The organism is Amycolatopsis sp. cmx-11-12 (genome assembly GCF_046269425.1).
Lineage (GTDB): Bacteria > Actinomycetota > Actinomycetes > Mycobacteriales > Pseudonocardiaceae > Amycolatopsis.
This window is the reverse complement of record NZ_JADNQM010000029.1, coordinates 37369-63282: the sequence shown is the minus strand read 5'-3', so window position 1 is coordinate 63282 and position 25914 is coordinate 37369. Positions and strand designations below refer to the sequence as shown.

Genomic DNA, 25914 nt, shown 5'->3' with positions numbered 1-25914 from the left:
TCCAGGTGAAAGCACTTTGACCTTACCGGGCCACCGCACGGAGCGCCATGCCCCTACGCCTCGCCACGCGGACCCGCGACGACACCTGGCGCGTCGCCATGGTGGTCCCGTTGCAGGGGCCCGCCGGGCTGTTCGGCCCGTCCTGCGAGGCGATCACCGACTTGGCCGTCCACGAACTCAACGAATCCGGCGGCATCCTCGGCAGACAGGTCGAGGCCGAGGTGGTCGACGGTGGCGGCTCCCCCGCGCAAGTGGCCGAAGACTTGCGACGCCTGGTCGACGCGGGGCGGGTCGACGCGGTGAGCGGCTGGCACATCTCGTCGATCCGGCACGCGCTCGCGCCGGTCGTGGCCGACAGGGTGCCGTACGTGTACACCTCGCTTTACGAAGGCGGCGAGCGCCGCTCGGGCATCTTCTGCACGGGCGAGACGCCGCGCTGCCAGATCGAACCGGCGTTGCGCTGGCTGCGCGACCACCTCGGCGCCCGGCGCTGGTTCGTCGTCGGTGACGACTATGTCTGGCCACACCGGTCGGCGCGGGCGATCCGGCACTACGCCAAGGATCTCGGCCTGCGCATCACCGGCGAGGCGTTCGTCGGGCTCGGCGCGGGCGATATGTCCACAGTGGTCCGTTCGGTCGAACAGTCCACAAGCGACGGTGTGCTCATGTTGCTGGTCGGGCAGGACGCGGTGCGCTTCAACCGCGCCTTCGCCGCGCGCGGGCTCAGTGACCGGCTGATCCGGTTCAGTCCGCTGATGGAAGAGAACATGCTTCTCGCGAGCGGGGTGAACGCCACCGGGAATCTTTACGTCTCCGCCGCGTACTTCCGGTCCATGGTCACGGCCGACGCGATGGACCTGCTCGGTCGCTACGTCGACCGCAACGGTCCCGGCGCCCCCGCTTTGAACAACGCCGCCGAATCCTGTTACGAGGGCCTGCACACGCTGGCGAAACTCGTCCGCCGCGCGGGTACGCCGGAACTGCCCGCGCTCAACGCGGCGATCGACGGCGTCGCCTATCACGGCCCACGCGGCACGATCGAGTTCCGCGGGCAGCAGGCAGACCAGCACGTCCATCTCGCGATCGCCGACGGCTACGACTTCGAAGTCCTCACCCGGCTCTGAATTCCGCACCTCTTGACTCGGTCCGGCACACCACATACTTTCATTTGGAAATATTCCATATGACGCAGCGGAGGTGGGCATGGGCAACGTTGGCCTGCTCTACGTCGGCGCCGCCTTGATGATCAACGGCCTGATGCTGCTCGGCCGGATACCGCCGCGGTCGGCGGCGGTGCTGAACCTGTTCGTGGGCGCGCTGCAGTGCGTCACCCCGACCGTGCTGATCATCCAGGCGGGCGGGAATCCGGACGCGATCCTCGCCGCGTCCGGCCTGTACCTGTTCGGCTTCACCTACTTGTACGTCGGGATCGCGAACCTCGCCGGCCTGGAACCCGAAGGCATCGGCTGGTTCTCGCTCTTCGTGGCGGGCGCCGCCGTGGTGTTCGCGGGAATCGCGTTCTGGCGTGACGGCGATCCGGTGTTCGGCGTCATCTGGCTGTCCTGGGCACTGCTGTGGACGTTGTTCTTCCTGGTGCTCGGCCTCGGTATGGACCGGCTGACGCGGTTCACCGGCTGGACCGTCCTCCTGCTCAGCCAGCCGACCTGCACGGTGCCCGCCTTCCTCGGGCTGACCGGCGCCTACCGCAGCGACGGCGGGACAGCGCTGCTGGCGGCCGCGATCGCCGTCGCGCTGGTCGCGGCGGCCCTGTTCCTCCAGAAAACCCACCCGGTGAAAAGGAGTCCAAATGCGACACGGTGACATTTCCGCCAGCCCGGACACGGTCGGCGTCGCGGTGGTCAACTACAAGATGCCGCGGCTGCACACCAAGGCCGAAGTCCTCGCCAACGCCCGCAAGATCGCCGAAATGGTGGTGGGCATGAAGTCCGGGCTGCCGGGCATGGACCTCGTGGTGTTCCCGGAGTACTCGACGCAGGGCATCATGTACGACGCGGGCGAAATGTACGAGACCGCGGCGGCCATTCCCGGTGAGGAGACCGAAATCTTCGCCGCCGCCTGCCGGGAAGCCCAGACCTGGGGCGTCTTCTCCATCACCGGCGAACGGCACGAGGACCACCCGAACAAGCCTCCGTACAACACCCTCGTGCTCATCAACGACCGGGGTGAGATCGTCCAGAAGTACCGCAAGATCCTTCCGTGGTGCCCGATCGAGGGCTGGTACCCGGGCGACGAGACCTACGTCAGCGACGGTCCCAAGGGGCTGAAGATCTCGCTGATCATCTGCGACGACGGGAACTACCCGGAGATCTGGCGCGACTGCGCGATGAAGGGCGCCGAGCTGATCGTGCGCTGCCAGGGTTACATGTACCCGGCCAAGGAGCAGCAGGTACTGATGGCCAAGGCGATGGCGTGGGCCAACAACTGTTACGTGGCCGTGGCGAACGCCGCCGGATTCGACGGCGTGTACTCGTATTTCGGCCATTCCGCGATCATCGGCTTCGACGGCCGCACGCTCGGCGAGACCGGCGAGGAGGAATTCGGGATCCAGTACGCGCAGCTGTCGGTGTCGGCGATCCGCGACGCGCGTACCTACGACCAGTCGCAGAACCACATCTTCAAGCTGCTGCACCGCGGGTACACCGGCGTGCGGGACGCGGACGAGGGTGACAAGGGCGTGGCGGACTGCCCGTTCGACTTCTACAAGCTCTGGGTCACCGATGCCAAGAAGGCGCAGGAGAAGGCCGAGTCGATCACCCGCGACACCATCACTCCTCGGCACCCATGATGAGCACCGTCAGCCGGAGACCCCGTGACGTGTGGGCGAAGCTCAGCACCAGTGGGACGAGCACGAGCGCGAGATAAGTCCACAATGGCCAGTGGTACAGGCGGTTCAGGTGCCACGTTTCCTTGAGGGCGATGAAGAAGGCGCCCGCGGTCACGATGAACCAGCCGCGGGCCTTGTTGGCGAAGGTGGCCATGGTGCGCCGCTGCTCGGCCGTGAACGAGTTCATGACCTCGCGGTGCACCTTGCGCCGCCGTCGCCGTTCCTTGGCGATGGCCACCGGCGGCAACAGCCACCACCAGCGCGATACGGGCTCGCCATACGAGGGCCGGGGCACCTCGACCGAACGCAGGTCGCGGAACCGCTCGCCTTCCTCGCGGAGTTCGAGCGCACCCTGGTACATGGGCCCGGCGACGAGGAGCCAGCCACCGAGGAAGGCGGACCAGGCGATGACGTACTCGATGTGGATCACCCTCCCTGGACCACCGCTCGCCGTGATCCCTCGACGGCAGCGTATCGGCCCTAGAATCGGGAGGATGGATAGGATCGACAGCGGCAGCCGGGTGATCGCCGCACCGCCCGCGACCGTCTACAACGCACTTCTCGACCGCGCGGCCCTCGAAGCCTGGCTGCCACCCGAGGGTATGCGCGGCCGCGTCGAACACTGGGATCCCCGGCCCGGCGGCGGCTTCCGGATGACCCTCACCTACCTCGACGCCTCCGACGCCCCCGGCAAGAGTTCGGACGCGACGGACGTCGTCGAAGTCGGGTTCGCCGAACTGCTGCCGCCGGAACGCGTGGTGCAGAAGGCCGTCTTCGAGGCCGACGACCCGTCCTTCGCGGGCACCATGACGATGACCTGGCAGCTCACCGCCGCGGGTGACGGCACCGACGTGACCGTCACCGCGACAGGTGTGCCGTCCGGCATCGGCCAGCCGGATCACGAGGCCGGGATCGCCTCCTCCTTGGCCAACTTGGCGTCCTTCGTCGAAGCGAGCTGACGTCCGGACGCGGTGACGATCGCGGCGAGGACGGCCATCACCAGCGGCACCACGAAGGCCGCCCGGAAACCGCCGAGCGCGGCTTCCCGCGAACCGTCCCCGAGCGCCGCGACGCTCACTGCGGTCACCGCGGACAGTCCGAGCGCCGCGCCGAACTGGAAAGACGTGTAGAGCAGGCCACCCGCCAGTCCCTGTTCGTCTTCGGCGATCCCGTCGGTGGCGACGATCGTCAGTGGGCCGTAGGCGAGGGCGAACCCGAGGCCAAGGAGGATCATCGACGGGAACATCGCCGCGTACGTCCAGTCCATGCCCAGCGGCAGGAAGAGCGCGTACGCCACGACAGCGAGCACGAGGCCGCCGAAGATCACCCGTGTGTTGCCGAACTTCGCCACCAGCCGCGGGGTCAGTGTCGGCGCGAGGATCGCGTCGATCCCGGTCGCCAGCAACGCGAGACTCGTCTCGAGCGTCGACCAGCCCCGGAGTTCCTGGAGGTACAGCGTGACGAGGAACTGGAACCCGAAGAACGAACCGGCGTAGAGCAACGCGCTGATGTTGGCCCGCACCAGCGGACCCGACCTCAGAATGCCCAGTCGCACCAGTGGCGCGGGCGAGCGGCGTTCGATGGCCACGAAGGCCGCCAGCGCGGCCACTCCCCCGGCGAAGGACGCGACCGTCCAGCCCCAGCCCAGCGCCGGGTGTTCCAGCCGGACCACCGCGTAGGCGATCAGCAACATCGCCACGGTCACGGTGACGGCCCCGCCGAGGTCCAGGCGCCGCGAGCCTTGGTCCCGCCCCACCGGTTCCTTGATGAGCCAGAGCGCGGCGGCCAGGATGACGGCGGCCAGGATCACCGGCGTGAAGAACACCCAGCGCCAGTCGATCCTGGTCAGCAGCCCGCCGATGACCAGGCCCAGCGAGAAGCCGCCCGCCGCGGTGCCGGCGTAGAACAGCAGTGCCTTGGTGCGTTTCGGGCCTTCCTCGAAGCTCGTGGTGATGATGGACAGGCCAGCCGGGGTCATGAAGGCCGCGGCGACCCCGGTGACGAACCGGGCGACCAGCAGCATCCAGCCCTCGGTGGCGAACCCGCCGAGCCCGGAGAAGACGAGGAACACCACCAGCCAGGTGAGGAACATGCGGCGGCGGCCGTAGAGATCGGCGGCGCGCCCGCCCAGCAGCATCAATCCGCCGTAGCCGAGCACGTAGGCGCTCACCACGCCGCTCAGCGTCGCGGTCGACAAGTCGAGTTCGGCGCGGATGGACGGCAACGCCACGTTCAGCATCGCGATGTCGATGCCCTCCAGGAAGATGGCGCCGCACAGCACCAGGAGCACGCCCCAGGCCCGCCCGCTCATCCGGTCGGCGGCGCGCGGCGGCGTTCGCGTTGTGATCAAGATCGAAACTCCCTCAGTGGACAAGGGCCGACGGTTACTCATCTGCCGGTCGGTTCCCTCTTGTAACCAAGGTGATCTTCCGTCACCATCGATGACCATGGAAGAAGGCACTTTGAACTCACCCAGTCGTTGTGAACTCACCGAGGCTGACTACGGGGCCTTCCAGTGGGACACCCGCGAGGACTGCGAGGTCCGCCAGATCCTGGACCGGGTGGCGGACAAGTGGTCACTCCTGGTGATCGCGCTGCTCGACGTGAACACCCTCCGGTTCACCGAGTTGAAGTACAAGATCGACGGCATCAGCCAGCGCATGCTCACCACCACGCTGCGTCACCTCGAACGCGACGGGCTCGTGAACCGGACCGTCTATCCGGTCGTGCCGCCCCGGGTCGAGTACGCGCTGACACCACTGGGCATCACGCTGCACAAGACCATCCAGTCACTGGTCACCTGGACCGAGGACCACCAGAGCGAGATCGCCGTCGCGCGGGCCCGGTACGACCAGCGCGTCAACGCCTGAGGAGCCGCATGGCCAGACTTTCCGGCGGGGATCCCTCACTGCTGCGGCGACTCAACGCCATAGCGGTCCTGCGGGCGCTGTACGCGGCCGAAGAACTCACCCTCACGGAACTGGTCAAGGCGAGCGAGGTCTCCCGGCCGACGGTCGAGGAGATCGCCACCGACCTCGGTGAGCAGGGGCTGATCGAGGAGGTCCCGCTCTCCCCCGACGCGCCGAGACCGGTCGGCAGACCCGCGAAGCGGTATCGCTTCCGTCCCGAATCCGGGCACGTCGCCGGACTCGAAATCGGCCCGCACAAGGCGTTGTGCCTGGTCGCCGATCTGCGCGGTGACGTCGTCGGACGGGCGAGGGCCGAGCTCACGCCGGAGATGGACGCTCCCGACCGCCTCGGCGTCGCGCACCGGGTGCTCGGTGCCGCCGTCGAAGGCCGTCCGAACGTCCGGGTGCTCGGCGTCGGCACCACCGGCGTGGTGTCCGGCGGCAAGGTCGTCCGTAGCGAACGCCTGCCCGGCTGGACCGGGCTCGACCTGCCGGCGGAGTTCGGCGGTGGATGCCCGGTGCTGGCGGGCAACGACACGAAGCTCGCGACGCTGGCTGAGCACTGGCGAGGGGCCGCGCACGGTGTCGACGACGTCGTCTACGTGCGGGCCGGGCGGACCGTGTCGCTGGGACTGCTGCTCGGCGGGAAGCTGCACGCGGGCCACAACGGCGCGGCGGGCGAGATCGGCGTCCTGCGCAGGGTCGGCCGGTCCGCGTCCGTGGACAGGTTCGTCGAGCTCGTCGCCGCCACCGTGCTCACCGTCGACCCGCAACTGGTGGTGATCGGCGGCGGACTCGCGCAGGCCGGAGACCTGCTGACGACGCCGCTGCGGACCGAACTGGCCCGCCTGTGCCTGTTCCCGGTGCGCGTCGAGACGTCGATGCTCGGCGACGACTCGGTGGCGCTCGGCGCGGTGCGGCTGGCCCTCAGCCGCGTCGAGCACGAGTTGTTCAGCGTCGCGGACGTCGCCTGAGCAGGCTGATCACCACGATCAGCACGGCAACCGCACCACTGGTGAACAGCTGCGCCCGCGCGCTCGCGTCCGTCCACATGAGAATGAGGACGCCCGCCATCGCGATCAGCGCGACCCAGCTGAGCCACGGGAAGCCCCACATCCGCACCGGAAGGTCCGCGGCGGTGCCGTCCCGTTCCGCCGCTTTCCGCAGCTTCAGCTGGGAGACGGCGACGAAAATCCAGACCAGCAGGATATTCGCCCCGATGGCGTTGAGCAGGAACGGAAGTACGTGTTCCGGGGCGAGGAAGTTCAGCAGTACGGCCACGAAGCCGAAGGCCACCGACGCCAGCACCGCCGTCCGCGGGACCCCGGCGCCGGACAGCCGCAGCATCGCGCGCGGCGCTTCACCTCGCGAGGCCAGGGAGAACACCATCCGCGAGGCGCCGTACAGGTTCGCGTTCAGCGCCGACAGCAAGGAGGTCAGCACGACGAAACTCATCAGCAGCGCCGCCGACGGCACCCCGATCTGCTCCAGGATGGTCACGAACGGGCTGGCGTTGGCCGACGCGGATTCCCACGGCAGCAACAGCACCATCAGCGCCACGGAACCGATGTAGAACAGCAGCAGCCGCACGATGACCGTGCGCGTGGTGCGGCGGATCGAATCCGCCGGGTCCTCGGACTCCGCCGCGGCGATGGTGACCAGTTCCATGCCGCCGAAGGAGAACGCGACCGCGAGCAGGCCGGTCAGCACGCCTTGCAGGCCGTTGGGCAGGAACCCGCCGTGCCCGGTGAGATTGCTCAGACCGACCGGCGACGTACCCGGCAGGATTCCGAACACCGCCAGCGTGCCGAGCACGAGGAACCCGACGACGGCGGTCACCTTGATCGCGCCGAACCAGAACTCGAATTCCCCGAACGAGCGCACGGCGAACAGGTTCACCACGGTCAGCACCGCCATGAACAGCAGCACCCAGGTCCACTGTGGAATCTTGGGCAGGAGTCCGTTCGCGATCCCGGCCGCCGCGGTCGCCTCGGCGGCCACCACGACCACCAGCAGCGACCAGTACAGCCAGCCGACGGTGAACCCGGCCCAGCGCCCGAGCGCCTTCTCCGCGTACACCGAGAACGAACCGCTGCTCGGCTCGGCGGCCGCCATCTCGCCCAGCATGCGCATGACGAGCACCATGAGCAGGCCGGCGACCACGTAGGACAGCAGGATGCCGGGACCGGCGGTCTTGATCCCCGCGCCGGTGCCGACGAACAGCCCGGCGCCGATCGCCCCGCTGATGGCCAGCATGGTGACGTGCCGCCGCCGGAAACCGGTACCGAGTGTCCTGGTCTCGATCTCGGGTTCGGCGGGACCTGGTGCGGGCATGGTGGATCCATTCGTCTGCGGCGGTACGCGGTGTTCAACCGCGGGACAACTCTTCCAGCCGTTCGTGGAGCCGGTCGACGTGGTCCTCGCTTTCGGGCTTCATCAGCACGCTACGCAGGATCCGCGCGCCGTCCGCATCCGCGTCGACCCCGGTGTGACGCAGGCCGAACCCCGGCCCGCTCACCCGCAGCGTGCTGAGGTACACCGGATCCTTCGCCGCGGCCATGCCGTTGCGCAGGATCCGTGCGCTCACCTGGTCGATCTTCGACAGGGAAGGTGGTTCCGTGCGCGGGAAGTACGTGACGATGTCGAGTTCCGGTGGCTGGTACAGGTCGAACCGTTCGGAGTCCTCCAGCAGTTTCGCCCACCGCAACGCCGCGCGGCGCCCGGCCGCGAGCACCCGGCCCAGCCCGTCGGGGGTGGGCGGCAGCACCCGGAAGGTGAGCCACAACGCGGCGGCCGCCGCGCCGGCCCGGGAGCATTCGAGGCTGATCTCGCCGAGGTGCAGGTCTTCCGAGGTGAAGTAGGTGTACGGCGAATCGTGCAGGAAGAACCGGGCCGTCCCGGGATCCTTGAACAGCACCGCGCCGCAGCCGTAGGGCTGGAGTCCGTGCTTGTGCGGGTCGATGACGATCGAATCGGCCTCGGCGATGGCGAGCCACGGTGCTTCGGGCAGCCCTTCTGGACCGTCCAAACCGGACAGAAGCCGGAAGAACCCACCGTAGGCGGCGTCGACGTGCACCCGGACGCCGTACCGTTCGCGCAGCGCCAGCGCCTCGTGGACCGGTTCCACCGTGCCGAGCCCGGTCGTGCCCGCGGTGAGCACCACGGTACCGATCTTCCCGGTACGCAGCAGGTCCTCGAGCGCGTCGAGGTCCATCGCGCCGCGGCCGTCGACAGGCACCGTGTGCCCCTCGACACCGAGTACGCCGCACATCCGGCCGTGCGTGTAGTGCGCCTCGGCGCTGTAGGCGATCCCCTTGCCCGGATGCGTCTCCCGCGCGACGAACAGCGCCTCGAGGTTCGCCACGGTGCCACTGGTGGTCAGATGCCCGAGATGCTCCGTATAGCCGAACATCGTGGCCAGCTGACGGACGACCTCGCGTTCCATCTCGGCCGTCGCGGGCCCGCCGTCGAGCGCGTGGTTGTTGGGGTTGACCAGCATCGCGGCCAGGTAGCCGACCACCGCGGCCGGATGCGGCGGTTTGAGCATCTGGCCCGCGTAGGACGGGTGGAAGAACGGGTAATTGTCCTTCAGCCGCTCGGTGAGCTCCTCGAACGCGTTCTCGAACCGCCCGTCGGGGATCTCCAGCGACGGATGTGGCCGCATGGGGGTGAACGTGTCCGCCCACGCCTCGTTCGACGTCAACGCCTGACCGAGCCAGTACCGGAAGTCCATCAAGGGCGCCCTTCGCTTCGTTCGGCTCCAAAAAACGTAGGAGTCGCCGGAGTCCTCGCGCAACCGTCTTCGGTAGGGGTCAGCTCCCTCGGGTAGCGGCCGCCTGACGCCGCTCCTCGCCCTTGTCCTCCAGTTGCTTGACGATCTCCCGCAGCGAAACGGCCAGGTCGGCGCACTCCGCCGGGCTGAGCCGATCGGTGACGAACGCTTCTTCCTGGTTGAACTCCGGGAAGAGCTCCCGCATCAGCCGTTCGCCCTCCGCCGTCAGCGCGAGCAGCACCAGCCGTCCGTCGACGGGGTGCTTGCGCCTGGTGACCAGGCCGTGCGTTTCCAGGGTCTTCATCACTCCGGTCAGCGTCCCCTTGGTGATCCCGGACTCCGCGGCGACGTGCCTGGTCTCCTTCTCGCCGAAGATCCACACCACCCAGAGCACCACGAACGCGGTCCAGGTGAGCCCTGCGGTACGCAGGACCGAGTTCTCGAAGTGCAGCCGCACCGCCGTGGCGGCGCGGTGGAGGTTGGCCACCGCCTCCATCCGCTCCCACAGCAGCGGGATTCCGCCCAGCTTGGCCCGCACGGCCTTCTCGGTCTCGGCCAGAGTGTGATATCCGGTCAACAGCCACCTCCTCACCGGCCGGTGGGCGCGCCACCGCGCGTCCGATCCGCCGATGGTATGCGGAACGGGCCGGCGTCCACAGTGGTCTTTTCGGGTCAGCGAGCGGGAACGGCCGCGCGGTGTTCGGCGATGTCGCCGAACAGGTCGCCCATCTCCTCGACGCGTTCGATCACCTGCTCGGCGGTGAACAGCAGATCGGCGGCCTTGCGGCAGGCCTCGACCTCCTCCCAGGTCACCGGGGTGGACACGGTCGGGATGGCGCGGCCGCGCAGGGAGTAGGGCGCGATGGTGGTCTTGGCGGTGTTGTTCTGACTCCAGTCGATGAACACGCGGCCGGGGCGGATCGCCTTCGTCATCCTGGCGACCACGGTTTCCGGTGACCGGCGCGCGAGCTCCTCCGCGACCGCCTTGGCGTACTCGGAGGTGCGTTCGTCGGAGCGGGTGCGCACCGGGCAGTACAGCTGCATTCCCTTGTTGCCGCTGGTCTTCGCGTACACGGTCAAGCCGTCTTCGGTGAGCAGCTCGCTGAGCATCTCGGCGACCCGGCAGCAGTCGACGACGTCCGCGGGTAGGCCGGGATCGAGGTCGAACACCAGCAGGTCGGGTGATTTCCGTGCACCACGCGGGCCGACCGTCCACTGTGGAATATGCAGTTCCAGCGCGGCGAGATTGGCCGCCCACATCAACGTCGGGAGGTCGCCGACCACCGGATAGTCGAGTGTTTCCTCCCCGCCCCGGCGGCCGCGGTTGGTCAGCCGCGCGGTGCGCACCCACTCGGGCGCGTGCCGGGAAACGTTCTTCTCGTAGAACGGTTCGCCGTCGACGCCGTCCGGGAACCGGCGGAACGTGGCGGCGCGGTCGCGCAGATGCGGGAGCATGACGGGGGCGACGCGGCGGTAGTAGTCGAGGACTTCCCGTTTGGTGAAACCGTGCGCCGGGTAGAGCACCTTGTCCAGATTGGACAGCCCCAGCCGCCGTCCCTCGACCTCGACCGTTATCCGCTCATCAGGCACCCTTCGACGATAGATCACCGGCGGGGCTTCCGGGGTACCGTGAGGCATGAGTACCGTGCCGGACGCGATCGCCCCGATGCTGGCGACCGACGGTGACCTGCCCACCGGCGGGTGGGGGTACGAGTACAAATGGGACGGCTACCGCTGCTGCCTGCGGGTCGCCCGTGACGGCGAGACACGCCTGACCAGCCGGCGCGGCCTCGACATCACAGCGACGTACCCGGACGTGACCGCCGAGGCCCTCGACGGCCACGAAGCCGTCCTCGACGGTGAGATCGTCGTTCTGGACGACCAAGGACGGCCGAGTTTCCCGCTGTTGCAGACGCGGCACCTGCGCACGCCAGACGCGTCGCTGCTGGAGCGCAGCCCGGTGCACTTCTTCGCCTTCGACGTGCTGTTTCTCGACGGCACCGTCCTGCTCGACGAGCCTTACGCCGCCCGTCGCGAACTCGTGACGTCGCTGGGTGGCGGCGGCCGCATCGTCATCCCACCGGGCTACACCGACGACGACATCTCACCCGATCAGCTGCTCGAAGTCGTCCGGCAGCACGGGCTCGAAGGGCTGATCGCGAAGAAGCTCGACAGCCGGTATTACCCCGGCAAGCGGACGCGGCAGTGGATCAAACGGGCGCTGTGGCACACCCAAGAGGTCGTGGTCGGCGGCTGGCGCCCCGGCGAGGGACGGCGCTCGGGCACGCTCGGCGCGCTGCTGCTGGGCGCGCACGACGAGGCCGGTGAGCTGCGGTACGTCGGCGACGTCGGGACCGGGTTCAGCGACAAGGTCCTCGAAGACCTGCATGCCCGGCTCACCCCGCTGGCACGGAAGACGCCGCCCTTCGCTTCGGAGGTCCCGCGCGATCGGGCGCGGCGAGTGCGCTGGGTGACGCCGGAGCTGGTCGGGGAGGTCGTGCACCGGAACTGGACCCCGGATGGACGGCTGCGGCATACGACCTGGCGGGGACTGCGGGCGGACAAGGCACCCGAGGACGTCGTGCTTCCTTCCTAGTGTCCGCGGCGTGTCAGTGCCGTGGCGGTCCGGTGTCAGCCGGGTCGGTGATCGTTGCTCTCGACAACGAGAGATCACCACCACGAGGGAGTTCCCCCATGTCTGTCTTCCCCACCCCGAAGCCGATCACCGCCACGCTGACCACCGCGGGTGCCCGGGTGCGCGTCGCCGCGAGCGAGCGTTCGGACACGGTGGTGCTGGTCGAGCCGATCGACAGCACGAGCAAGTCGGACGTGAAGGTCGCCGAGAACACGAAGGTCGACTTCGCGAACGGAGAGCTGTCGATCGAGACGAAGAAGGCCGGCGGCAAGGCGGGGTCGGTCGCGATCACGATCGAGGTGCCCGCCGGTTCCCGGCTGGTCCTGAACACGGCGTGGTCGGACGTGCGCGCCGAAGGCCGGTTCGGTGACTGCGTGCTGGAGGTGGCGTCGGGCCAGATCCAGGTCGACCACGTCGCGACGGTGCGGGGCAACCTGGCGGCGGGCGAGGTCGCGCTCGGGCACGTCGCCGGAACCGTGGACGTCGAAGGTGGCACAGCAGGTCTGCGGATCGGCGAGGCCGAGGGCACGGTCCGGTACGCGGGGGCGACCGGGAAGGTCTGGATCGGGCACGCCCACGCCGATCTGGACCTCTCCGGCTCGAGCGGAAGTTTCGACATCGACCGCGCCGACGGCGACGTCGTCGCGAAGGCGGCCGACTGCCCGATCCGGGTCGGCAAGCTGTCGCGCGGTGCCGAACTGATGAACGCGTCCGGGGGTATCGAAGTCGGTGTCGACGGGGACGCCGCGTCGGTGGATGCCAAGAGCACCAAGGGTTCGGTGCGCAGCTCCGTCGCCGCGGGCAACGGCGAGGGCGGGGTCAAGGTCTACGCCCGCACGCGGCTCGACGACATCGTCATCCAGCGCGCGGCCGCCTGAGGTACATGAAGGCCCCCTTGCTTGCGCTAAGCGCTGGGGTCCCGGCAAAGTCATATACCTGCTGGTCGACGTGGCGTGTCGCGAAAGCCACTTTCGGGACGTCTGGTGTCCCGAAAGTGGCTTTCGCGACACGAGCTTCGTTGCCGTGCGGGCCAGATGCTGCCCTGCTGTCCACAAGAGACACTCGTGGGAAGTGAGATGTACGGTTAATGGCGATATGCCCGATTGTCGGGCGAGGTCGCGAGTCCCCGATGCCCCACCTGATCGGCCAGTATGCGACTTTGCCGGGACCCTTGCGCTAAGCGCAAGGAAGGGGGCCTTCATGTACCTGGGAGCCACTCACGACGGGCGAAGCGGTCCAGCGCCTCCAGCTTCCAGGTCCGTTTCACGTCACTCGACCGATGGCCCGACCCGTCATCGATCAGCAACTCCGCGCCGGGCCAGGCGCGGGCGAGTTCCCAGGCGGTGTCCACCGGGCAGCTCAGGTCCCGCCGTCCGTGGATCAGCACGCCGGGAATCTCCCGCAACAGACCGGCATCGCGGATCACCGCGCCGGGCTCCAGCCAGCCCGCGTGGGAGTAGTAGTGCGTGACGATGCGGGCGAAAGCCAGTTCCCACTCGCCGATCGGACCATTGTGGACGGTCGCGCCGGGTTCCAGCGACAGCACGGTGTCTTCCCAGGCGCACCACGAACGAGCGGCCTCGGTCCGCACGTGCGGGTCGGGATCTTCCATGAGCCGCGCGTAGGCCGTGACCAGGTCGCCGGAGAGGTCACCGCGGAAACGGGCCCTCTCTTCGGGAAAGAACCGGCCGACGCCGTGATAGAGCCAGTCGATCTCGGAACGCCGTGTCGTGCTGATGGCGCTGACGATGATCTCCGTGACCCGCTCCGGAAATCGTTCGGCGTAGACTAGTGCGAGGGTGGTTCCCCATGAGCCGCCGGTGACGAGCCAGCGTTCGATTCCCAGGTGTTCCCGCAACCGTTCCAGGTCGGCGACGAGATGGTCGGTCGTGTTGTGCCGCAGGTCGGTCGCCGGGTCGCTCGCGTGCGGGGTGCTGCGGCCGCAGCCGCGCTGGTCGAACAGCACCGCGCGATAGCGGGCCGGGTCGAACATCCGCCGCATACCCGGCGTGCACCCCTGGCCGGGGCCGCCGTGCAGCATGACCGCCGGTTTCCCGTCCGGGTTCCCGTAGGTCTCCCAATAGACGAGGTTGCCGTCACCTACATCGAGCAATCCTTTGTCATAAGGCTCCACGGGCGGATACAGGTCGATCATGAACCCAGGCTAGAACCGTCAGTGAGATCGCGAAACACCTTCGCCGCAACGAAGTTCAGCACACCGGCCCTTTCTTCGCGACGCCGGGAGGGGCAGATTCATCGGTACCGGCGAAAACCACCAGAGACGGGGAACCATGGCGGTTGACGGCACGATGTTCACCCTTGGCGTGGAAGAAGAGTTCGTCCTCCTCGATCCGAGCGACGGCTCGGTCGCGTTGCGCGCGCCCGCGCTTCTCGAACACCTCGCCGCCGAACCGGACGTCACCGGTGAGCTGATGCGGTTCCAGATCGAGACCGCGACCGGGATCTGCCACAGTTTGGACGAGGTCCGCTCGGAACTGACACGGCTACGGCAGATCGTCGCGGGAGCGGCCGAGGCCGACGGCTGTCTGATGGTGGCGGCGGGGATACCGCCGGTCGGCCCGCGCGGGGACACGATCACACCCGAACCCCGGTACCGGCGGATGGCCAAGGCGTTCCCCGACCTGATCGACGACGCGGGGACTTGCGCCTGCCATGTGCATGTCGGTCTGCCGTCGCGGGATCTCGGCGCGCGGGTCCTCGCCGGACTGCGGCCGTGGCTCGCCCCGTTGCTGGCGCTCAGTGTCAACTCCCCGATCGAGAACGGCGCCGATTCCGGATGGTCGAGCAGGCGCTTCCCGATCTGGGACCGATGGCCGACGGCGAAACCGCCCGAAGAATGGCCTGGTGCGGCCGCCTACGACCGCAGTGTCGGGGAAGCCTTGCGCCACGGGGCCGCTCTCGACGCGGCCGGTGTGTACTTCTACGCCCGGCTTTCCCCTCGCCATCCCACGGTGGAGGTCCGGATCGCCGACGTCTGCCTTGCCGTCGACGACGCCGTCCTGCTCGCGGCGCTGGTCCGCGGACTGGTCGCGACCTGCGCCGGGGCGACGGGACTTCCGCGAGTTCGCAGCGCCCGGATCGGCGCGGCACTGACGGCCGCCGCGCGCCGGGGCCTCGACGGACCGGGGATCGACGTCTTCACCGGCCGGGAGGCCGATCAGCGCGTTCTTCTCGGCCGGCTCGTCGATTTCGTCCGGCCCGCGCTCAGGGCGGCCGGTGATCTCGATGACGTCGAGCAGGGATTGCACTCGCTTTTCGAGCGCGGGACCGGCGCGACCCGGCAACGGCGGTTGTTCGCGGAAGCGGCCTCCCCCGGCGAATTCGCCGCGGACCTCGCCTTCGCGACGATGAACGTCCCGGCCAGGTGAACCGGCGTCACAGCCAGCCGGACTCCCGCGCGATCCGCACCGCGTCGACGCGGTTGCGGGCGCTGAGCTTCGACACGATCGTCGTCAAATAGTTCCGCACGGTCCCGGCGGACAGGAAAAGTTCGGCCGCGATCTCGGTCGGATCGGAACCGACCGACGCCAGCCGGAGCACCTCGATCTCCCGTGCCGTGAGCGGACATTCCTCACTGTCCCAGGCCGCGAGCGCCAGATCACCGTCGACGACGCGCCGCCCGGCGGCGACCCCGCGGACCGCGTTGGCCAGCCTGTCGGCGGGCGCGTCCTTGCGCAGGAAGCCGTTGACCTTCGCGGCCAGCGCCCGCCGGAGGGTTCCGGGGCTGCCGAGCGAGGTGAGGATCAGCGTGCGGACCCCGGGCAGTTGTTCGTGCAGTTCGGCGGCGGCGGTGAGTCCGTCCTTGCCTGGCAGGTCGATGTCGATGAGCGCGATGTCGGGGCGCGAGGACCGGGCGAGCGGAAGGATCTCGTCACCGCTGGCGCATTCGGCGACGACCTCTATGTCGGCTTCCAGCCCGAGCAACGCGACCAGGGCCCCTCGGACAATGTGCATGTCCTCCGCGACCAGGACCTTGATCATCGACCCCATCCGCCTTTCGCCTGCGCCTCGCCCCACGAGCCGACAATACTATCCTCACACACCGGTCCCGCGAAATGGAAACCGGCCCTTGACCGCCGCGGGGGGACGCGGTCAAGGGCCGGTTCTGTGTTGCCGCGGGAATGCGTTCTTCGGACCGCGCCAACACGGCCGGGGTGGTTCCGGCGTGAATGCGCTACCTGCAATTTTGCGGCCACCGGCCGTGGAGATCCAGTGTTCACACCACCGCCGACCTGTGGTTTTCACATGGCCTTCCCGTGACGCCCTGCCCTCGCCGGACCCCGTGAAATTTTCACGTCACCGCACACATGAATCCATATCCGGCGGTGAATCAAGCACTTCAGGAGAAGCGGCGGCGAACACTACTGTCGAAACCGCAAAGCAAGCCAGAATTCCTCGATCGAAAGGACGGTACAATGGATGAGACTGTCCGGCGAGCCGTGGAGCGAGCCATTGGGGCCATGAACGAGAAACTGGGCGAAGAGCTCACTATCGACGAGATCGCCCGCGCCGCGAAGTTCAGCAAATTCCATTTCACCAGGGTGTTCCAGCAGGCCACCGGCGTCTCGCCAGGCAGGTTCCTGTCCGCGCTGCGGCTCGACGAAGCCAAGCGACTGCTGCTGGTGACCTCGCTTACGGTCGCCGACATCAGCCACCGCGTCGGCTACAACAGCGTCGGTACCTTCAGCACGCGGTTCAGCAGCCGCGTCGGTCTCTCCCCCTCCGCGTACCGCCAGCAGGGCGGTTTCCAGCGACGGCTGGCCGGCGAGCCCCTTCCCGGTGCGAAGCCCGCGATCGTCCGCGGTTTCGTGTCGGCGCCGCCGGAGATCTCGCCCGGCCTCGTCTTCGTCGGCCTCTTCCCGACGCGTATCCCGGAGGGCGCGCCCGTTCGCCACACGGTGATCGACGTCCCCGGCCCCTATCAGCTCACCGAGGTCCCCGAAGGTACCTGGCATCTCGTCGCGCACTGCGTGACCGGGCCGCTCACGCGCCGCGGCACCGGGTACAGCGGGCACCACGGCCCGATCACCGTCGAGCCGGGCGTCACCGCGCGGCTGGCGGACCTGCGGATGCGCCCCAAGTGCCTGTTCGATCCGCCGGTCCTGCTCGCGCTGCCCGACCTGCGGCGACGGCCGGAGCTGTTCAAGCGCGCTGCCTGAGTGTCAGGAAAGGGTCCTTCAAGACGATCTCCGTCTTGAAGGACCCTTTCCTCACATCTACGGGACCTCAGGCGGACAGCCGGCCCGCCGAGGGAGCGAAACCCTCCCGGATGTTCTGCCGCCAGAGTTCGTAGGCGGGCGTCCCGTCGGCGGCGTTCGCGGTGACCTCGGTCGAGTCGGCGAGGTCGACGGCCTCCTCGATGCTCAGCCCGGCCAGCGTCCGCGCGGCGCGGCGGGTGTGCGGCGGGACGAACGACGAGAACGTCCTCGCCTTCACCGCGAACACGACGCCGAGGCCGAGTTCGTCCTGGTGCTCCCCCGCCGACTCGCGCAGCCTGGTCAGCCCCGGCTGATCGCAGCCGCCCGCGAAGGTCGAGGCCAGCCCGACCCCGCTCCACAAGTCCCCACGGCGTTCGGCCGGGAAGCGGTTCACCGCCGCGGCGACCTTCACCGGGTCGGCGCCGTTGATGAACCACAGCGCCCGCCCGATGCCCTGGTCACAGGCGCGAGGGAAGTACGCGGGAGCGCCCGCCCACGGGTACGGCTTGGGGACGAACTGCTCGTCGACCCACTTGCGCGTGTCGAAGTAGGCGCGATCGAAGGCGTAGCCGTCGACGGCCAGCCAGCTCATCGTCGGATGGAACGGGACGCCGTCCAGATCCGGCAGCACCTTCTTCCACAACGGTCGCGGCAGCCGGGCCATCGCGAATCCGATGCCGATGTAGGTCAGGAAAACGTGCGGGAGGCCCGGGCCGCCCATCAGTTCGGCGGTGCGGTCCTTGCGGCCGCCGGGCATGACGTCGAGGATGGTGAACGCCATCGCCGCGCCCTCGTAGGCGAACCCGCGCATCTCCGGCTCGACCATGTCCAGCCGCCGCTCGGCCTCCCACAGTGCCGGCGCGTCGATCCCCCATTCGAACCCGCACACCACCGACTGCGGGATCGACTCGAGCCGGGCGGTCTCCGGTGTCGGCGGCACCCCGAAGCCTCGTCCCTCGAAGCCGACCGAAGCCAGCGAGGGCGCGAACAAGACCTTGCGCAGTGCACCCAGCAATGAGCTCATCACATACGTCCTTTGTGGATAGTGTCGGCTTCGCGCGCGAACTCGGCTCTTGCCGAGGAGACCACGCCGTGATCGCCGCCCGCTCGACGGCCGATCGAGGTCGGCGCCGGTACCGCCGAACAGTCCATTCGCGGCCACGACAATGGTGAATTCACCCGTTCGCCAGCTGAATTCACCGGAGCGAGACGTACTCAACAGGGAATGGAAAGCACTTATGGCGGCAATTTTACCGTCTTCTGACCTAACACCGGGTAATCGATCGATCGCTCTTGTACGGCAGGGGCAGCATACTCGAAGCTCTGCCATCGTCGCAGCTCACCAGGGGCCTTGATCGGCCGAGCAGGGCGCCGGAAAAAGCACAACCTTGAATCGTGCGATTCAGATTCACTCTTCCGGGTTTGCTATGTACACTGAGAGTTAGCGCATTATGGGGAAGAGGAGGTCGGAGTGATCCGAGTCCTATTGGCCGAGGATATGCACATGGTCCGCGGCGCCTTGGTCGCTCTGCTGAACCTCGAGCAGGACATCGAGGTCGTCGCGGAGGTCTGCTCGGGCGACAAGATCCTCCCGATGGCCGCGGAGTACCTCCCGGACGTCGCGATCATCGACATCGACCTGCCCGCCAAGGATGGGCTCGCCGCCGCTTCCGAGCTCTACCAGCAACTTCCCGACGTCCGCACGCTGATCCTCACCTCGCTCGGCCGTCCTGGCACCGTGCGCCGCGCGCTCGACGCGAAGGTCAACGGCTTCCTGCTCAAGGACGCGCCCGCCGACAAGCTCGCGAACGCCGTCCGCTCGGTCGCCATCGGCCGCCGGGTCATCGACAGTGAACTCGCGCTTTCCGCATGGGAAACGGAGGATTGCCCGCTGACACCGCGGGAAGCCGAGATCCTCCGCCTCGCGGCGAACGGCCGCACGGTCGCCGACATCGCGGCGGAGCTGTTCCTGTCACCGGGTACCGTGCGGAACTATCTCGCCACGGTGGTCACGAAACTCAACGCCCGCAACCGGGTCGACGCCATCCGTATCGCCACCGATTCCGACTGGCTCTGACCATCCGCGCGTCTTCTCCTTTGCCACAACCGGTTCCGTGCACCAGGTCGTGACGATCGCATACGGCGCAACGAAGAAATCACGGTTCGCCGGATGTTTCCGGCACTGTTCCGAAGGTTCTCCCTCTGTCACCGTCACTGAGGGGGAGTCCGCCGGAGGGGCAGGGGATGCACGGGATGAGTACCGAACCGGGAGACGTCGCGAACATCGCGGTGCGCGCGAGGCTCCTCGGCCCGCTCGAACTGCACGCCGGCGGGGCCGATCGCGCGCCGACCACACCGAAACTCCTGCAACTGCTGGCGATGCTGCTCATCCGGCCCGGCAAGACGGTCCACGTCGACTCCCTCGTCCACGAGCTGTGGAACGACACTCCCCCGCGCAGTGTCCGCCGGACCCTGCACACCTACGTCCACCACCTCCGCCGTCACCTCGACCCCGACGGTGATCTGCTGGTCACCAGGCCGCCCGGGTACCGGCTGGACGTCGACGCGGCCGTGGTCGACGTGTCGGAGTTCCAGCGGCTGCACCATCTCGGCCGAGACCTGCTGGCCGACGGCGACAACGCGGCGGCCGCGCACGCGTTCCGTACCGCGCTGGACCTGTGGTCCGGTCCACCGCTGGCCAACATCCACTGTGGACCGACGCTGGCCGCCTACACCGTCTATCTGCTGGAGCACCGGCGCAACGCCCGTGACCTGTGGATCGAGGCCGAGATCCGGGCCGGGCGGCATCGGGAGATGCTCGGGGTGCTGCGGTCGCTGACCACCGCGAACCCGTTCGACGAAACCCTGCACGCCCAGCTGATCCGCGCGCTGGGGCTCAGCGGGCGGCGCAGTGACGCGCTGGCCTCCTACGAGTGGCTGCGCGCGAGGCTCGACGACGAACTGGGGGTGGAACCCTGCGCCGAACTGCGAGAGCTGCACCGCGAACTGCTCTCCGAGGGACATCCGGTCCGCTGATCGCCGGACCGGCGAACGAGCACCACCCCGTCACCAGATCCAGGAAGTTGAGGAGTCAAGCATGACCGCTCGCACCTACGGCCAGTTCTGCGGCCTCGCCCGCGCGCTCGAGATCATCGGGGAACGCTGGTCCCTGCTCGTGATCCGCGACCTGGTGCTCGGCCCGAAGCGTTTCGACGAGCTGCAGCATGGCCTGCCGAAGATCCCGACGAGCATCCTGTCGACCCGGCTCAACGAACTCGAACGGCACGGCGTCGTCCAGCGCCGGGTGCTTTCCCAGCTCGACGCCGGGGTGGTCTACGAGCTGACCGAGTACGGCAACGACCTCGACCAGATCCTGTTGCAGCTCGGTCTGTGGGGTGCCCGTTCGCTCACCGACCCCGCGGTGGACGACCTGTTCACCCTCGACGCGGCCATCCTGTCGCTGTACACGACGTTCCAGCCGGACGAGGCACGCGGCGTCCAGGGCTCGTTCGAGCTGCATTACGGCGACCAGATGATCGTCCACGCGGTGGTCGAGGACGGCGCGGTGACCGCGGGCGAGGGCCCACACCCCGACCCGGACATCGTCATCGAGCCGCGCGGCCCGCTCATGCTCAAGCTGCTGAACGGCGAGCTGGACGCCACGAGCGCGCTCACCTGCGGCGCGGTGGCCATCAAGGGCGACCCGGCGCATCTGGAGCTGTTCACGCGGCTGTTCCACATCCCCTCGGCGCCGTCGAAGGCCGAAGGGCTCCTCACGCACTGAAGGCACACCTCGCCATTCGGCACCTACTTGCGATGGATTCACACGCAACGATCGCAAGCAGGTGCCGAATCGCGTCATTCGAAGCGTGAGGTGTCGCCGGCGCCGTGCCGCACGATCTCCGGTTCCCCCGCCGAGAAATCGATGACCGTGGTGGGTTCGACCCCGCACTCGCCGGAGTCGATCACCGCGTCCACCACGTGTTCCAACCGCTCCTTGATGTCCCAGCCCTGGGTCATCGGCTCCTCCTGGTCGGGCAGCAGCAGCGTGCTCGACAGCAGCGGTTCGCCGAGTTCGCCCAGCAGTGCCTGGGTGACCACATGGTCCGGGATGCGCACGCCGACGGTCTTCTTCTTGGCGTGCAGCAGACGGCGCGGAACCTCCTTGGTCGCCGGGAGGATGAACGTGTAACTGCCCGGTGTGGACGCCTTGATCGCCCGGAAGACCGTGTTGTCGATGTGCACGAACTGGCCCAGCTGGGCGAAGTCCTGGCACACCAGGGTGAAGTGGTGGCGGTCGTCGAGCTTGCGGATGCTCCGGATGCGGTCGATGCCGTCCTTGTTCCCCAGCTGGCAGCCCAGCGCGAAGCAGGAGTCCGTCGGGTACGCGATCAGTCCGTCCTCGCGCAGGATGTCGACGACCTGTCCGATCGCGCGCCGTTGCGGATTTTCCGGATGTACGTCGAAGTACCTGGCCATGCGCCGAGCTTAGAGCCACCGGGCCGCTCCCGCCGCGAGAGGCCACCCGGCGTGGCGTGCCCGCTGTAGGTACACGCCGTTCGGTACACAGTGGAGTCCATCGGAGTCCCATCTCTTCCATCGTGGCGTGTTCCGCGACCGTTCGCATGGTGCGAACGTCCCACACCCGCCCGGGTGACCGGCGGGATTTTCCCTGTCCCCGGCTGGGAAAACGTCTCCCTGTTCGTCGTTCTCCCTTACCCTGAACGATCAACCGGGGTAACGAGCATGGGTTAGGATCCGAATACACCGCGATGGAAGGTCGTGCGGCGCCCGGCCTCGGCCGTCTTGAGGGCGAAGCACGACAAAGAGTAAGACGTCTCCTGTTACCACTGGGGTGCCTGTGCCGGAACAGCTCGCGGTGACCGCCGAACCTCTGGGGACCGCCGGGATCGATCGGCGCCCCCGACGCGCGCTGTTCCTCGCCGGGTTGATCATCACCGTCGTCTTCGTCAACTCCTGCCTGTTCGGTCTCCTCGCGGTGCTGCTGCGGCCGGGGATGGACTTCTGGCATGGGCTGCTGGCGGTGCTGTACGTCGGGCCCGTGCTGGCGATCCAGCTGCTGTTCTTCAGCCGTCCGGCGGTCCGGCTGGACACGAAGCTCGCGAAGGGCATGCTGGTGGTCCAGGCCTGCCTGGCCTACCTTCCAACCCTGCACTTCGAGGCGGCGCTGAGCTCCCTGACCACCCTCGCGGCGGGCAGCGCGCTGCTGCTCTTCCGGCCGCGGACGGGCTGGACGGTGTTCACCGTGTTCATGGCGGGCACGACGTGGATCCTGTGGACCTACGACGACACTTGGCTCGGAGCGGTGTTCGACAGCATCAGCGCGTTCTTCTACGCGCTGGTCGTGTACCTGCTGACCTGGCTCGCGCGGCTGGTGACCGAACTGCACCAGGCCAGGACCGAACTGGCGAGGCGGGCCGTGGCCGAGCAGCGGCTGGCGTTCGCGAGGGACCTGCACGATCTGCTCGGCCTCAGCCTTTCCGCGATCGCCCTCAAGGGTGAACTGGTGCACCGGCTGCTGCGCAAGTCGCTGGACCAGGCCCGCGAAGAACTCGCCGAGATCACCGGGATCGCCCAGCGGACGCTGTCCGACGTGCGCTCGGTGGCCAGGGGTTACCGGGAGCTGTCGCTCGACAAGGAATCACGGACCGCGGTCTCGCTGCTCTCGGCGTCGAACGTCGCGGTGCGGGTCGACCTCGAACAGGTCGAGCTGCCGGTGAAGCTGCGGACGCTGCTGGCGAAGGTGCTGCGGGAGGGCGTCACGAACGTGCTCCGCTACACCGGCGTCGAGCACTGCGAGATCACCGTGCGCGAGAGCGAGGGCCGGGTCGCGCTGGAGATCGTCCACGACGGGACGGCGCACGAAGACGTCCCGGAGGAAACGGCCGAGAGCTTGCGCGCGGTGACCGAAGAGGTCTCCGGGCACGGCGGAACGCTCAGCGCCGGACCCGACGCGGCGGGCCGGTGGCGGCTGCGCGCCGAACTCCCGGTGCCCGAACAGGCCGAGCCCACCGAGACGGCGCTGGCCCAGGAACCCGGCCACTGGTCCCGGATCGAGGCCAGGAACGTCCATTGGACGCTGACGGTGATCTTCATCCTCTTCGGTCTCTCCGCGCTGACCCGGGCCTTCATGCTGACCGGACATGACTTCTGGGTCGCGCTGACCGCGGACACCTGGTACATCGCGTTCACCGTCGGCTACCTCACCGCGCTGATCACGCTGCAACTGTCCTATTTCGCCAGGCCGAACGTCCGGTTGCGCTCGCGGCAGAGTTACGCGCTGCTGTTCGTCCAGGCCTGCCTGATCTTCCTGCCGCTGATCCCGCTCGGGAGCACCTGGGTGAGCCTGCCCAGCCTGTTCGCCGGCACCGCGCTGCTGGTGCTGCCGCCGCTTGCGGGGTGGACGGCGTTCACCGCGACCGCCGTCGGCGTGGTGCTGGTCCGGATCGAATACGGCACCGACTTCATCGGCGGCTTCTACAGTTTCGCGTCCATCCTGAACACCGGGCTGATGGTCTTCGGGCTGATCTGGCTGATCCGGCTGGTGACCGAACTGGGCGAGACCCGGAAGCGGCTCGCCGAGGTCGCGGTCGCGGAGGAGCGGCTGCGCTTCGCCCGCGACCTGCACGACCTGCTGGGGATGAGCCTTTCGGCGATCGCGCTGAAGAGCGAGCTGACCAGCCGGATCATGGACATCGACACGAATCGGGCCTCCGACGAACTGCTGGAGATCCTCGGGCTGACGCGGCAGGCCCTGACCGACGTCCGCTCGGTGGCGAGCGGCTACCGGGAACTGTCACTGGACCAGGAGTCCCGGTCGGCGCAGGCGGTGCTGGTGGCCGCCGACGTCCAGGTGCGGCTGGAGATCGAGCACGAGGACCTGCCGGCGACGGTACGCACGGTGCTGGCCGTGGTGCTGCGCGAAGGCGTCACGAATGTGTTGCGGCACAGCAAGGTCGAACGCTGCGAGATCGCCGTGCGGCGGATCGGCGACGGCGTCTCGCTGGACATCGTCAACGACGGCGTCGAAAACGGGCGGCCGAAGACGGAGAAGCCGGTGCGGGTCGAGGCCGCGGGCAGTGGCATCACGAACATGTCCGACCGCGTCGCCGGACTCGGCGGTGAGCTGACCGCCGGCGTCGAGGCCGACGGGCGGTTCCGGCTGCGCGCGGTGGTGCCGGTCTAACCCGTTCGCCGGACTCACGTGCGCAACGCCGTAACTCGCGTGATCAGACACCGGACTCGCGTGCTTGAAGGCGTGACTCACGTGTACGGGATCTGAGCACGCGAGATCCGCCTCTGAGCACGGTCCCTAGATCCAGCCGGACTCTTTGGCGATGCGGATCGCGTCGACCCGGTTGCGCGCGTTGAGCTTCGAAACGATCGTGGTCAGGTAGTTGCGCACGGTTCCGGTGGAGAGAAAGGCCTTCGCCGCGACCTCCAGGGTGTCGCGGCCTTCCGCGGTCAACCGCAGGACGTCGATCTCGCGCGGGGTCAGCGGGCATTCCACGGTGTCCCAGGCGGCGAGCGCCAGATCGCCGTCGACCATCCGCCGTCCGGCCGCCACGCCGCGCACGGCGTTGGCGAGTTTCTCCGCGGGGGCGTCCTTCAACAGGAACCCGTTCACTTTGGCCGCCAAGGCCCGGCGGAGCGTGCCAGGCCTGCCGAGGCTGGTCAGGATCAGCGTTCTGACCTCGGGCAGCTGCTCGTGGAGTTCGGTGGCCGCGGTGAGACCGTCCTTGCCGGGGAGATCGATGTCGATGACGGCGACCTGGGTGCGCGAAGTCCGCGCGGCGGCGAGGATCTCGTCGCCGCACGCCACTTCGGACACCACTTCGATGTCCGGCTCCAACCGCAGCAGCGCCACGAGCGCCCCCCTGACGATGTGCATGTCTTCGGCCACGAGAACTCTGATCACCATCGCGCCGCCCCTCCACGCACGCCCCCGTGGACCCCAACATAAACACGCCCGGGCGGAACGCGTTCCACCGTTCGGGTGGTGAGTCCGCTTGGTCCCTTTCGGCGGCGCTAGGACAAAAGTGTCATACGGCTACGAATTCCACAGTCGGTCGGTGACTTTCCGTCGCCAGTCGGCACGCGCGGCTGCCGCCACTCGCGCTCGGGGTGCGAGTGGCGGCAGGCGGAGGTGCTCTCAGCTCGCCTCGGCCAGGGGCGGAGCGGTGCAACAGGCGCCGGTGAAGCAGTCGAAGACCTGCCCGCCCGGCCGGTTCGTCCAGTTGTCGAACCGGTCGATCACCAGGTCGACCCGGCTCCCGGCGGAGTCGGTGTCGATCCCTCGGACGGCGAAGAGCGAGCGGACGGTGTCGGTCACAGCGTTCTTCATCGAGTGGCTCCCAGGCGTTTCGGTGGATTTCCTTCGATGCGGAAATCGTGCTTCCCGAGGCCGGTACGCGGCCAGTGCCAGGAATCATCGCGAGAATGTGCTTTTCGCCTACGCCAGAAGGTTCTCCTGGACTGCTCCACTTCCGCGATCATGGCCACCGGATGGAGTA

26 protein-coding genes are annotated in these 25914 nt (G+C 68.2%); 14 read left to right on the top strand and 12 right to left on the bottom strand.

From position 1 onward, the window contains the following. Positions 1-47 precede the first annotated feature (47 nt). The 3 genes from ACLARN_RS31830 (at position 48) to ACLARN_RS31820 (ending at position 2806) form a co-directional block, all read left to right on the top strand. Positions 48-1124: a substrate-binding domain-containing protein gene (locus ACLARN_RS31830; RefSeq protein WP_409495169.1), complete on the top strand. Its 1077-nt coding sequence runs from the start codon at positions 48-50 to the stop codon at positions 1122-1124. 79 nt (positions 1125-1203) lie between these two features. Continuing rightward, entirely contained in the window at positions 1204-1821 is a 618-nt protein-coding gene (locus ACLARN_RS31825; protein WP_409495168.1) for an AmiS/UreI family transporter, read from the top strand. Further along, positions 1808-2806: an aliphatic amidase gene (locus tag ACLARN_RS31820; RefSeq protein WP_409495167.1), complete on the top strand. Its 999-nt coding sequence runs from the start codon at positions 1808-1810 to the stop codon at positions 2804-2806. Before ACLARN_RS31825 ends, ACLARN_RS31820 begins: the two co-directional genes overlap by 14 nt. Here the strand turns inward: ACLARN_RS31820 and ACLARN_RS31815 are convergent. Next, positions 2787-3275, bottom strand: coding sequence for a hypothetical protein (locus ACLARN_RS31815; protein ID WP_409495166.1), 489 nt, complete (start codon positions 3273-3275; stop codon positions 2787-2789). The genes ACLARN_RS31820 and ACLARN_RS31815 overlap by 20 nt on opposite strands. Before the next feature lie 64 nt (positions 3276-3339). Between ACLARN_RS31815 and ACLARN_RS31810 the strand changes: the two genes are divergently transcribed. After that, the gene (locus ACLARN_RS31810; RefSeq protein ID WP_409495165.1) at positions 3340-3804 is read left to right on the top strand and encodes an SRPBCC family protein; all 465 of its coding nucleotides are present in this window, start codon (positions 3340-3342) and stop codon (positions 3802-3804) included. Here the strand turns inward: ACLARN_RS31810 and ACLARN_RS31805 are convergent. Next, the gene (locus ACLARN_RS31805; RefSeq protein ID WP_409495214.1) at positions 3744-5156 is read right to left on the bottom strand and encodes an MFS transporter; all 1413 of its coding nucleotides are present in this window, start codon (positions 5154-5156) and stop codon (positions 3744-3746) included. The genes ACLARN_RS31810 and ACLARN_RS31805 overlap by 61 nt on opposite strands. Positions 5157-5286: 130 nt before the next feature. On the opposite strand from ACLARN_RS31805, the gene ACLARN_RS31800 reads away from it, so the two are divergent. Both ACLARN_RS31800 and ACLARN_RS31795 read left to right on the top strand, forming a co-directional pair. Further along, positions 5287-5715, top strand: coding sequence for a winged helix-turn-helix transcriptional regulator (locus ACLARN_RS31800; protein WP_409495164.1), 429 nt, complete (start codon positions 5287-5289; stop codon positions 5713-5715). An 8-nt stretch (positions 5716-5723) separates the two neighbouring features. Further along, positions 5724-6728: an ROK family protein gene (locus tag ACLARN_RS31795; RefSeq protein ID WP_409495163.1), complete on the top strand. Its 1005-nt coding sequence runs from the start codon at positions 5724-5726 to the stop codon at positions 6726-6728. On the opposite strand, the gene ACLARN_RS31790 is transcribed toward ACLARN_RS31795, so the two are convergent. From ACLARN_RS31790 to ligD (ACLARN_RS31775), 4 genes are all read right to left on the bottom strand, one after another. After that, entirely contained in the window at positions 6706-8088 is a 1383-nt protein-coding gene (locus ACLARN_RS31790) for an amino acid permease (protein WP_409495162.1), read from the bottom strand. The two genes, ACLARN_RS31795 and ACLARN_RS31790, sit on opposite strands and share 23 nt — an antisense overlap. Before the next feature lie 34 nt (positions 8089-8122). Further along, positions 8123-9487 (bottom strand): pyridoxal phosphate-dependent decarboxylase family protein, encoded by a 1365-nt coding sequence (locus ACLARN_RS31785; protein ID WP_409495161.1) that lies wholly within the window; start codon positions 9485-9487, stop codon positions 8123-8125. A gap of 79 nt (positions 9488-9566) precedes the next feature. Continuing rightward, positions 9567-10103, bottom strand: coding sequence for a MarR family winged helix-turn-helix transcriptional regulator (locus ACLARN_RS31780; RefSeq protein ID WP_409495160.1), 537 nt, complete (start codon positions 10101-10103; stop codon positions 9567-9569). Between the two features lie 95 nt (positions 10104-10198). Next, complete coding sequence (gene ligD, locus ACLARN_RS31775) at positions 10199-11116, bottom strand: non-homologous end-joining DNA ligase (protein ID WP_409495159.1); 918 nt, start codon at positions 11114-11116, stop codon at positions 10199-10201. Positions 11117-11162: 46 nt separating this feature from the next. Between ligD (ACLARN_RS31775) and ligD (ACLARN_RS31770) the strand changes: the two genes are divergently transcribed. Both ligD (ACLARN_RS31770) and ACLARN_RS31765 read left to right on the top strand, forming a co-directional pair. Continuing rightward, positions 11163-12122 (top strand): non-homologous end-joining DNA ligase, encoded by a 960-nt coding sequence (ligD, locus tag ACLARN_RS31770; RefSeq protein ID WP_409495158.1) that lies wholly within the window; start codon positions 11163-11165, stop codon positions 12120-12122. Between the two features lie 98 nt (positions 12123-12220). Continuing rightward, a complete protein-coding gene (locus tag ACLARN_RS31765; protein ID WP_409495157.1) occupies positions 12221-13039 on the top strand; it encodes a DUF4097 family beta strand repeat-containing protein in 819 nt (272 codons plus the stop codon). Between the two features lie 320 nt (positions 13040-13359). On the opposite strand, the gene pip is transcribed toward ACLARN_RS31765, so the two are convergent. Further along, positions 13360-14316 carry a prolyl aminopeptidase gene (gene pip / locus ACLARN_RS31760; RefSeq protein ID WP_409495156.1) on the bottom strand — a complete coding sequence of 319 codons (957 nt, stop codon included), beginning with the start codon at positions 14314-14316 and terminating at the stop codon, positions 13360-13362. A 136-nt stretch (positions 14317-14452) separates the two neighbouring features. Here pip and ACLARN_RS31755 point away from each other — a divergent pair, with 136 nt between their 5' ends. Next, entirely contained in the window at positions 14453-15550 is a 1098-nt protein-coding gene (locus tag ACLARN_RS31755; protein WP_409495155.1) for a glutamate--cysteine ligase, read from the top strand. Between the two features lie 7 nt (positions 15551-15557). Here the strand turns inward: ACLARN_RS31755 and ACLARN_RS31750 are convergent, their stop codons facing one another. Further along, complete coding sequence (locus ACLARN_RS31750) at positions 15558-16163, bottom strand: DNA-binding response regulator (protein WP_076166597.1); 606 nt, start codon at positions 16161-16163, stop codon at positions 15558-15560. A gap of 479 nt (positions 16164-16642) precedes the next feature. On the opposite strand from ACLARN_RS31750, the gene ACLARN_RS31745 reads away from it, so the two are divergent. Continuing rightward, complete coding sequence (locus ACLARN_RS31745; protein WP_409495154.1) at positions 16643-17341, top strand: helix-turn-helix domain-containing protein; 699 nt, start codon at positions 16643-16645, stop codon at positions 17339-17341. A gap of 67 nt (positions 17342-17408) precedes the next feature. On the opposite strand, the gene ACLARN_RS31740 is transcribed toward ACLARN_RS31745, so the two are convergent. Further along, positions 17409-18404, bottom strand: a complete 996-nt coding sequence (locus ACLARN_RS31740) for a DUF1702 family protein (RefSeq protein ID WP_409495153.1) — start codon at positions 18402-18404, stop codon at positions 17409-17411. Positions 18405-18851: 447 nt separating this feature from the next. Here ACLARN_RS31740 and ACLARN_RS31735 point away from each other — a divergent pair, with 447 nt between their 5' ends. The 3 genes from ACLARN_RS31735 (at position 18852) to ACLARN_RS31725 (ending at position 21164) form a co-directional block, all read left to right on the top strand. After that, the gene (locus ACLARN_RS31735; protein ID WP_409495152.1) at positions 18852-19457 is read left to right on the top strand and encodes a DNA-binding response regulator; all 606 of its coding nucleotides are present in this window, start codon (positions 18852-18854) and stop codon (positions 19455-19457) included. Between the two features lie 167 nt (positions 19458-19624). Beyond that, positions 19625-20416, top strand: a complete 792-nt coding sequence (locus ACLARN_RS31730) for a BTAD domain-containing putative transcriptional regulator (protein ID WP_409495151.1) — start codon at positions 19625-19627, stop codon at positions 20414-20416. A gap of 61 nt (positions 20417-20477) precedes the next feature. Continuing rightward, a complete protein-coding gene (locus ACLARN_RS31725) occupies positions 20478-21164 on the top strand; it encodes a winged helix-turn-helix transcriptional regulator (protein WP_409495150.1) in 687 nt (228 codons plus the stop codon). Between the two features lie 74 nt (positions 21165-21238). Here the strand turns inward: ACLARN_RS31725 and ACLARN_RS31720 are convergent, their stop codons facing one another. Further along, positions 21239-21859, bottom strand: coding sequence for an L-threonylcarbamoyladenylate synthase (locus ACLARN_RS31720; protein ID WP_409495149.1), 621 nt, complete (start codon positions 21857-21859; stop codon positions 21239-21241). A 382-nt stretch (positions 21860-22241) separates the two neighbouring features. Between ACLARN_RS31720 and ACLARN_RS31715 the strand changes: the two genes are divergently transcribed. Continuing rightward, positions 22242-24587, top strand: a complete 2346-nt coding sequence (locus tag ACLARN_RS31715) for a sensor histidine kinase (RefSeq protein ID WP_409495148.1) — start codon at positions 22242-22244, stop codon at positions 24585-24587. A gap of 126 nt (positions 24588-24713) precedes the next feature. Here the strand turns inward: ACLARN_RS31715 and ACLARN_RS31710 are convergent, their stop codons facing one another. Together ACLARN_RS31710 and ACLARN_RS31705 are read right to left on the bottom strand one after the other, a co-directional pair. Next, positions 24714-25322 carry a DNA-binding response regulator gene (locus tag ACLARN_RS31710; protein ID WP_378237287.1) on the bottom strand — a complete coding sequence of 203 codons (609 nt, stop codon included), beginning with the start codon at positions 25320-25322 and terminating at the stop codon, positions 24714-24716. A 231-nt stretch (positions 25323-25553) separates the two neighbouring features. Next, positions 25554-25745 carry a hypothetical protein gene (locus ACLARN_RS31705; RefSeq protein WP_409495147.1) on the bottom strand — a complete coding sequence of 64 codons (192 nt, stop codon included), beginning with the start codon at positions 25743-25745 and terminating at the stop codon, positions 25554-25556. Positions 25746-25914: the final 169 nt, after the last annotated feature.

Coding starts and splice junctions, on each gene's coding strand:
- ACLARN_RS31830 (WP_409495169.1), top strand. CDS start 48: ATGCCCCTACGCCTCGCCACGCGGACCCGCGACGACACCTGGCGCGTC.
- ACLARN_RS31825 (WP_409495168.1), top strand. CDS start 1,204: ATGGGCAACGTTGGCCTGCTCTACGTCGGCGCCGCCTTGATGATCAAC.
- ACLARN_RS31820 (WP_409495167.1), top strand. CDS start 1,808: ATGCGACACGGTGACATTTCCGCCAGCCCGGACACGGTCGGCGTCGCG.
- ACLARN_RS31810 (WP_409495165.1), top strand. CDS start 3,340: ATGGATAGGATCGACAGCGGCAGCCGGGTGATCGCCGCACCGCCCGCG.
- ACLARN_RS31805 (WP_409495214.1), bottom strand. CDS start 5,156: ATGAGCGGGCGGGCCTGGGGCGTGCTCCTGGTGCTGTGCGGCGCCATC.
- ACLARN_RS31800 (WP_409495164.1), top strand. CDS start 5,287: ATGACCATGGAAGAAGGCACTTTGAACTCACCCAGTCGTTGTGAACTC.
- ACLARN_RS31795 (WP_409495163.1), top strand. CDS start 5,724: ATGGCCAGACTTTCCGGCGGGGATCCCTCACTGCTGCGGCGACTCAAC.
- ACLARN_RS31790 (WP_409495162.1), bottom strand. CDS start 8,088: ATGCCCGCACCAGGTCCCGCCGAACCCGAGATCGAGACCAGGACACTC.
- ACLARN_RS31785 (WP_409495161.1), bottom strand. CDS start 9,487: ATGGACTTCCGGTACTGGCTCGGTCAGGCGTTGACGTCGAACGAGGCG.
- ligD (WP_409495158.1), top strand. CDS start 11,163: ATGAGTACCGTGCCGGACGCGATCGCCCCGATGCTGGCGACCGACGGT.
- ACLARN_RS31765 (WP_409495157.1), top strand. CDS start 12,221: ATGTCTGTCTTCCCCACCCCGAAGCCGATCACCGCCACGCTGACCACC.
- pip (WP_409495156.1), bottom strand. CDS start 14,316: ATGATCGACCTGTATCCGCCCGTGGAGCCTTATGACAAAGGATTGCTC.
- ACLARN_RS31755 (WP_409495155.1), top strand. CDS start 14,453: ATGGCGGTTGACGGCACGATGTTCACCCTTGGCGTGGAAGAAGAGTTC.
- ACLARN_RS31750 (WP_076166597.1), bottom strand. CDS start 16,163: ATGATCAAGGTCCTGGTCGCGGAGGACATGCACATTGTCCGAGGGGCC.
- ACLARN_RS31745 (WP_409495154.1), top strand. CDS start 16,643: ATGAACGAGAAACTGGGCGAAGAGCTCACTATCGACGAGATCGCCCGC.
- ACLARN_RS31740 (WP_409495153.1), bottom strand. CDS start 18,404: ATGAGCTCATTGCTGGGTGCACTGCGCAAGGTCTTGTTCGCGCCCTCG.
- ACLARN_RS31730 (WP_409495151.1), top strand. CDS start 19,625: ATGCACGGGATGAGTACCGAACCGGGAGACGTCGCGAACATCGCGGTG.
- ACLARN_RS31725 (WP_409495150.1), top strand. CDS start 20,478: ATGACCGCTCGCACCTACGGCCAGTTCTGCGGCCTCGCCCGCGCGCTC.
- ACLARN_RS31720 (WP_409495149.1), bottom strand. CDS start 21,859: ATGGCCAGGTACTTCGACGTACATCCGGAAAATCCGCAACGGCGCGCG.
- ACLARN_RS31710 (WP_378237287.1), bottom strand. CDS start 25,322: ATGGTGATCAGAGTTCTCGTGGCCGAAGACATGCACATCGTCAGGGGG.
- ACLARN_RS31705 (WP_409495147.1), bottom strand. CDS start 25,745: ATGAAGAACGCTGTGACCGACACCGTCCGCTCGCTCTTCGCCGTCCGA.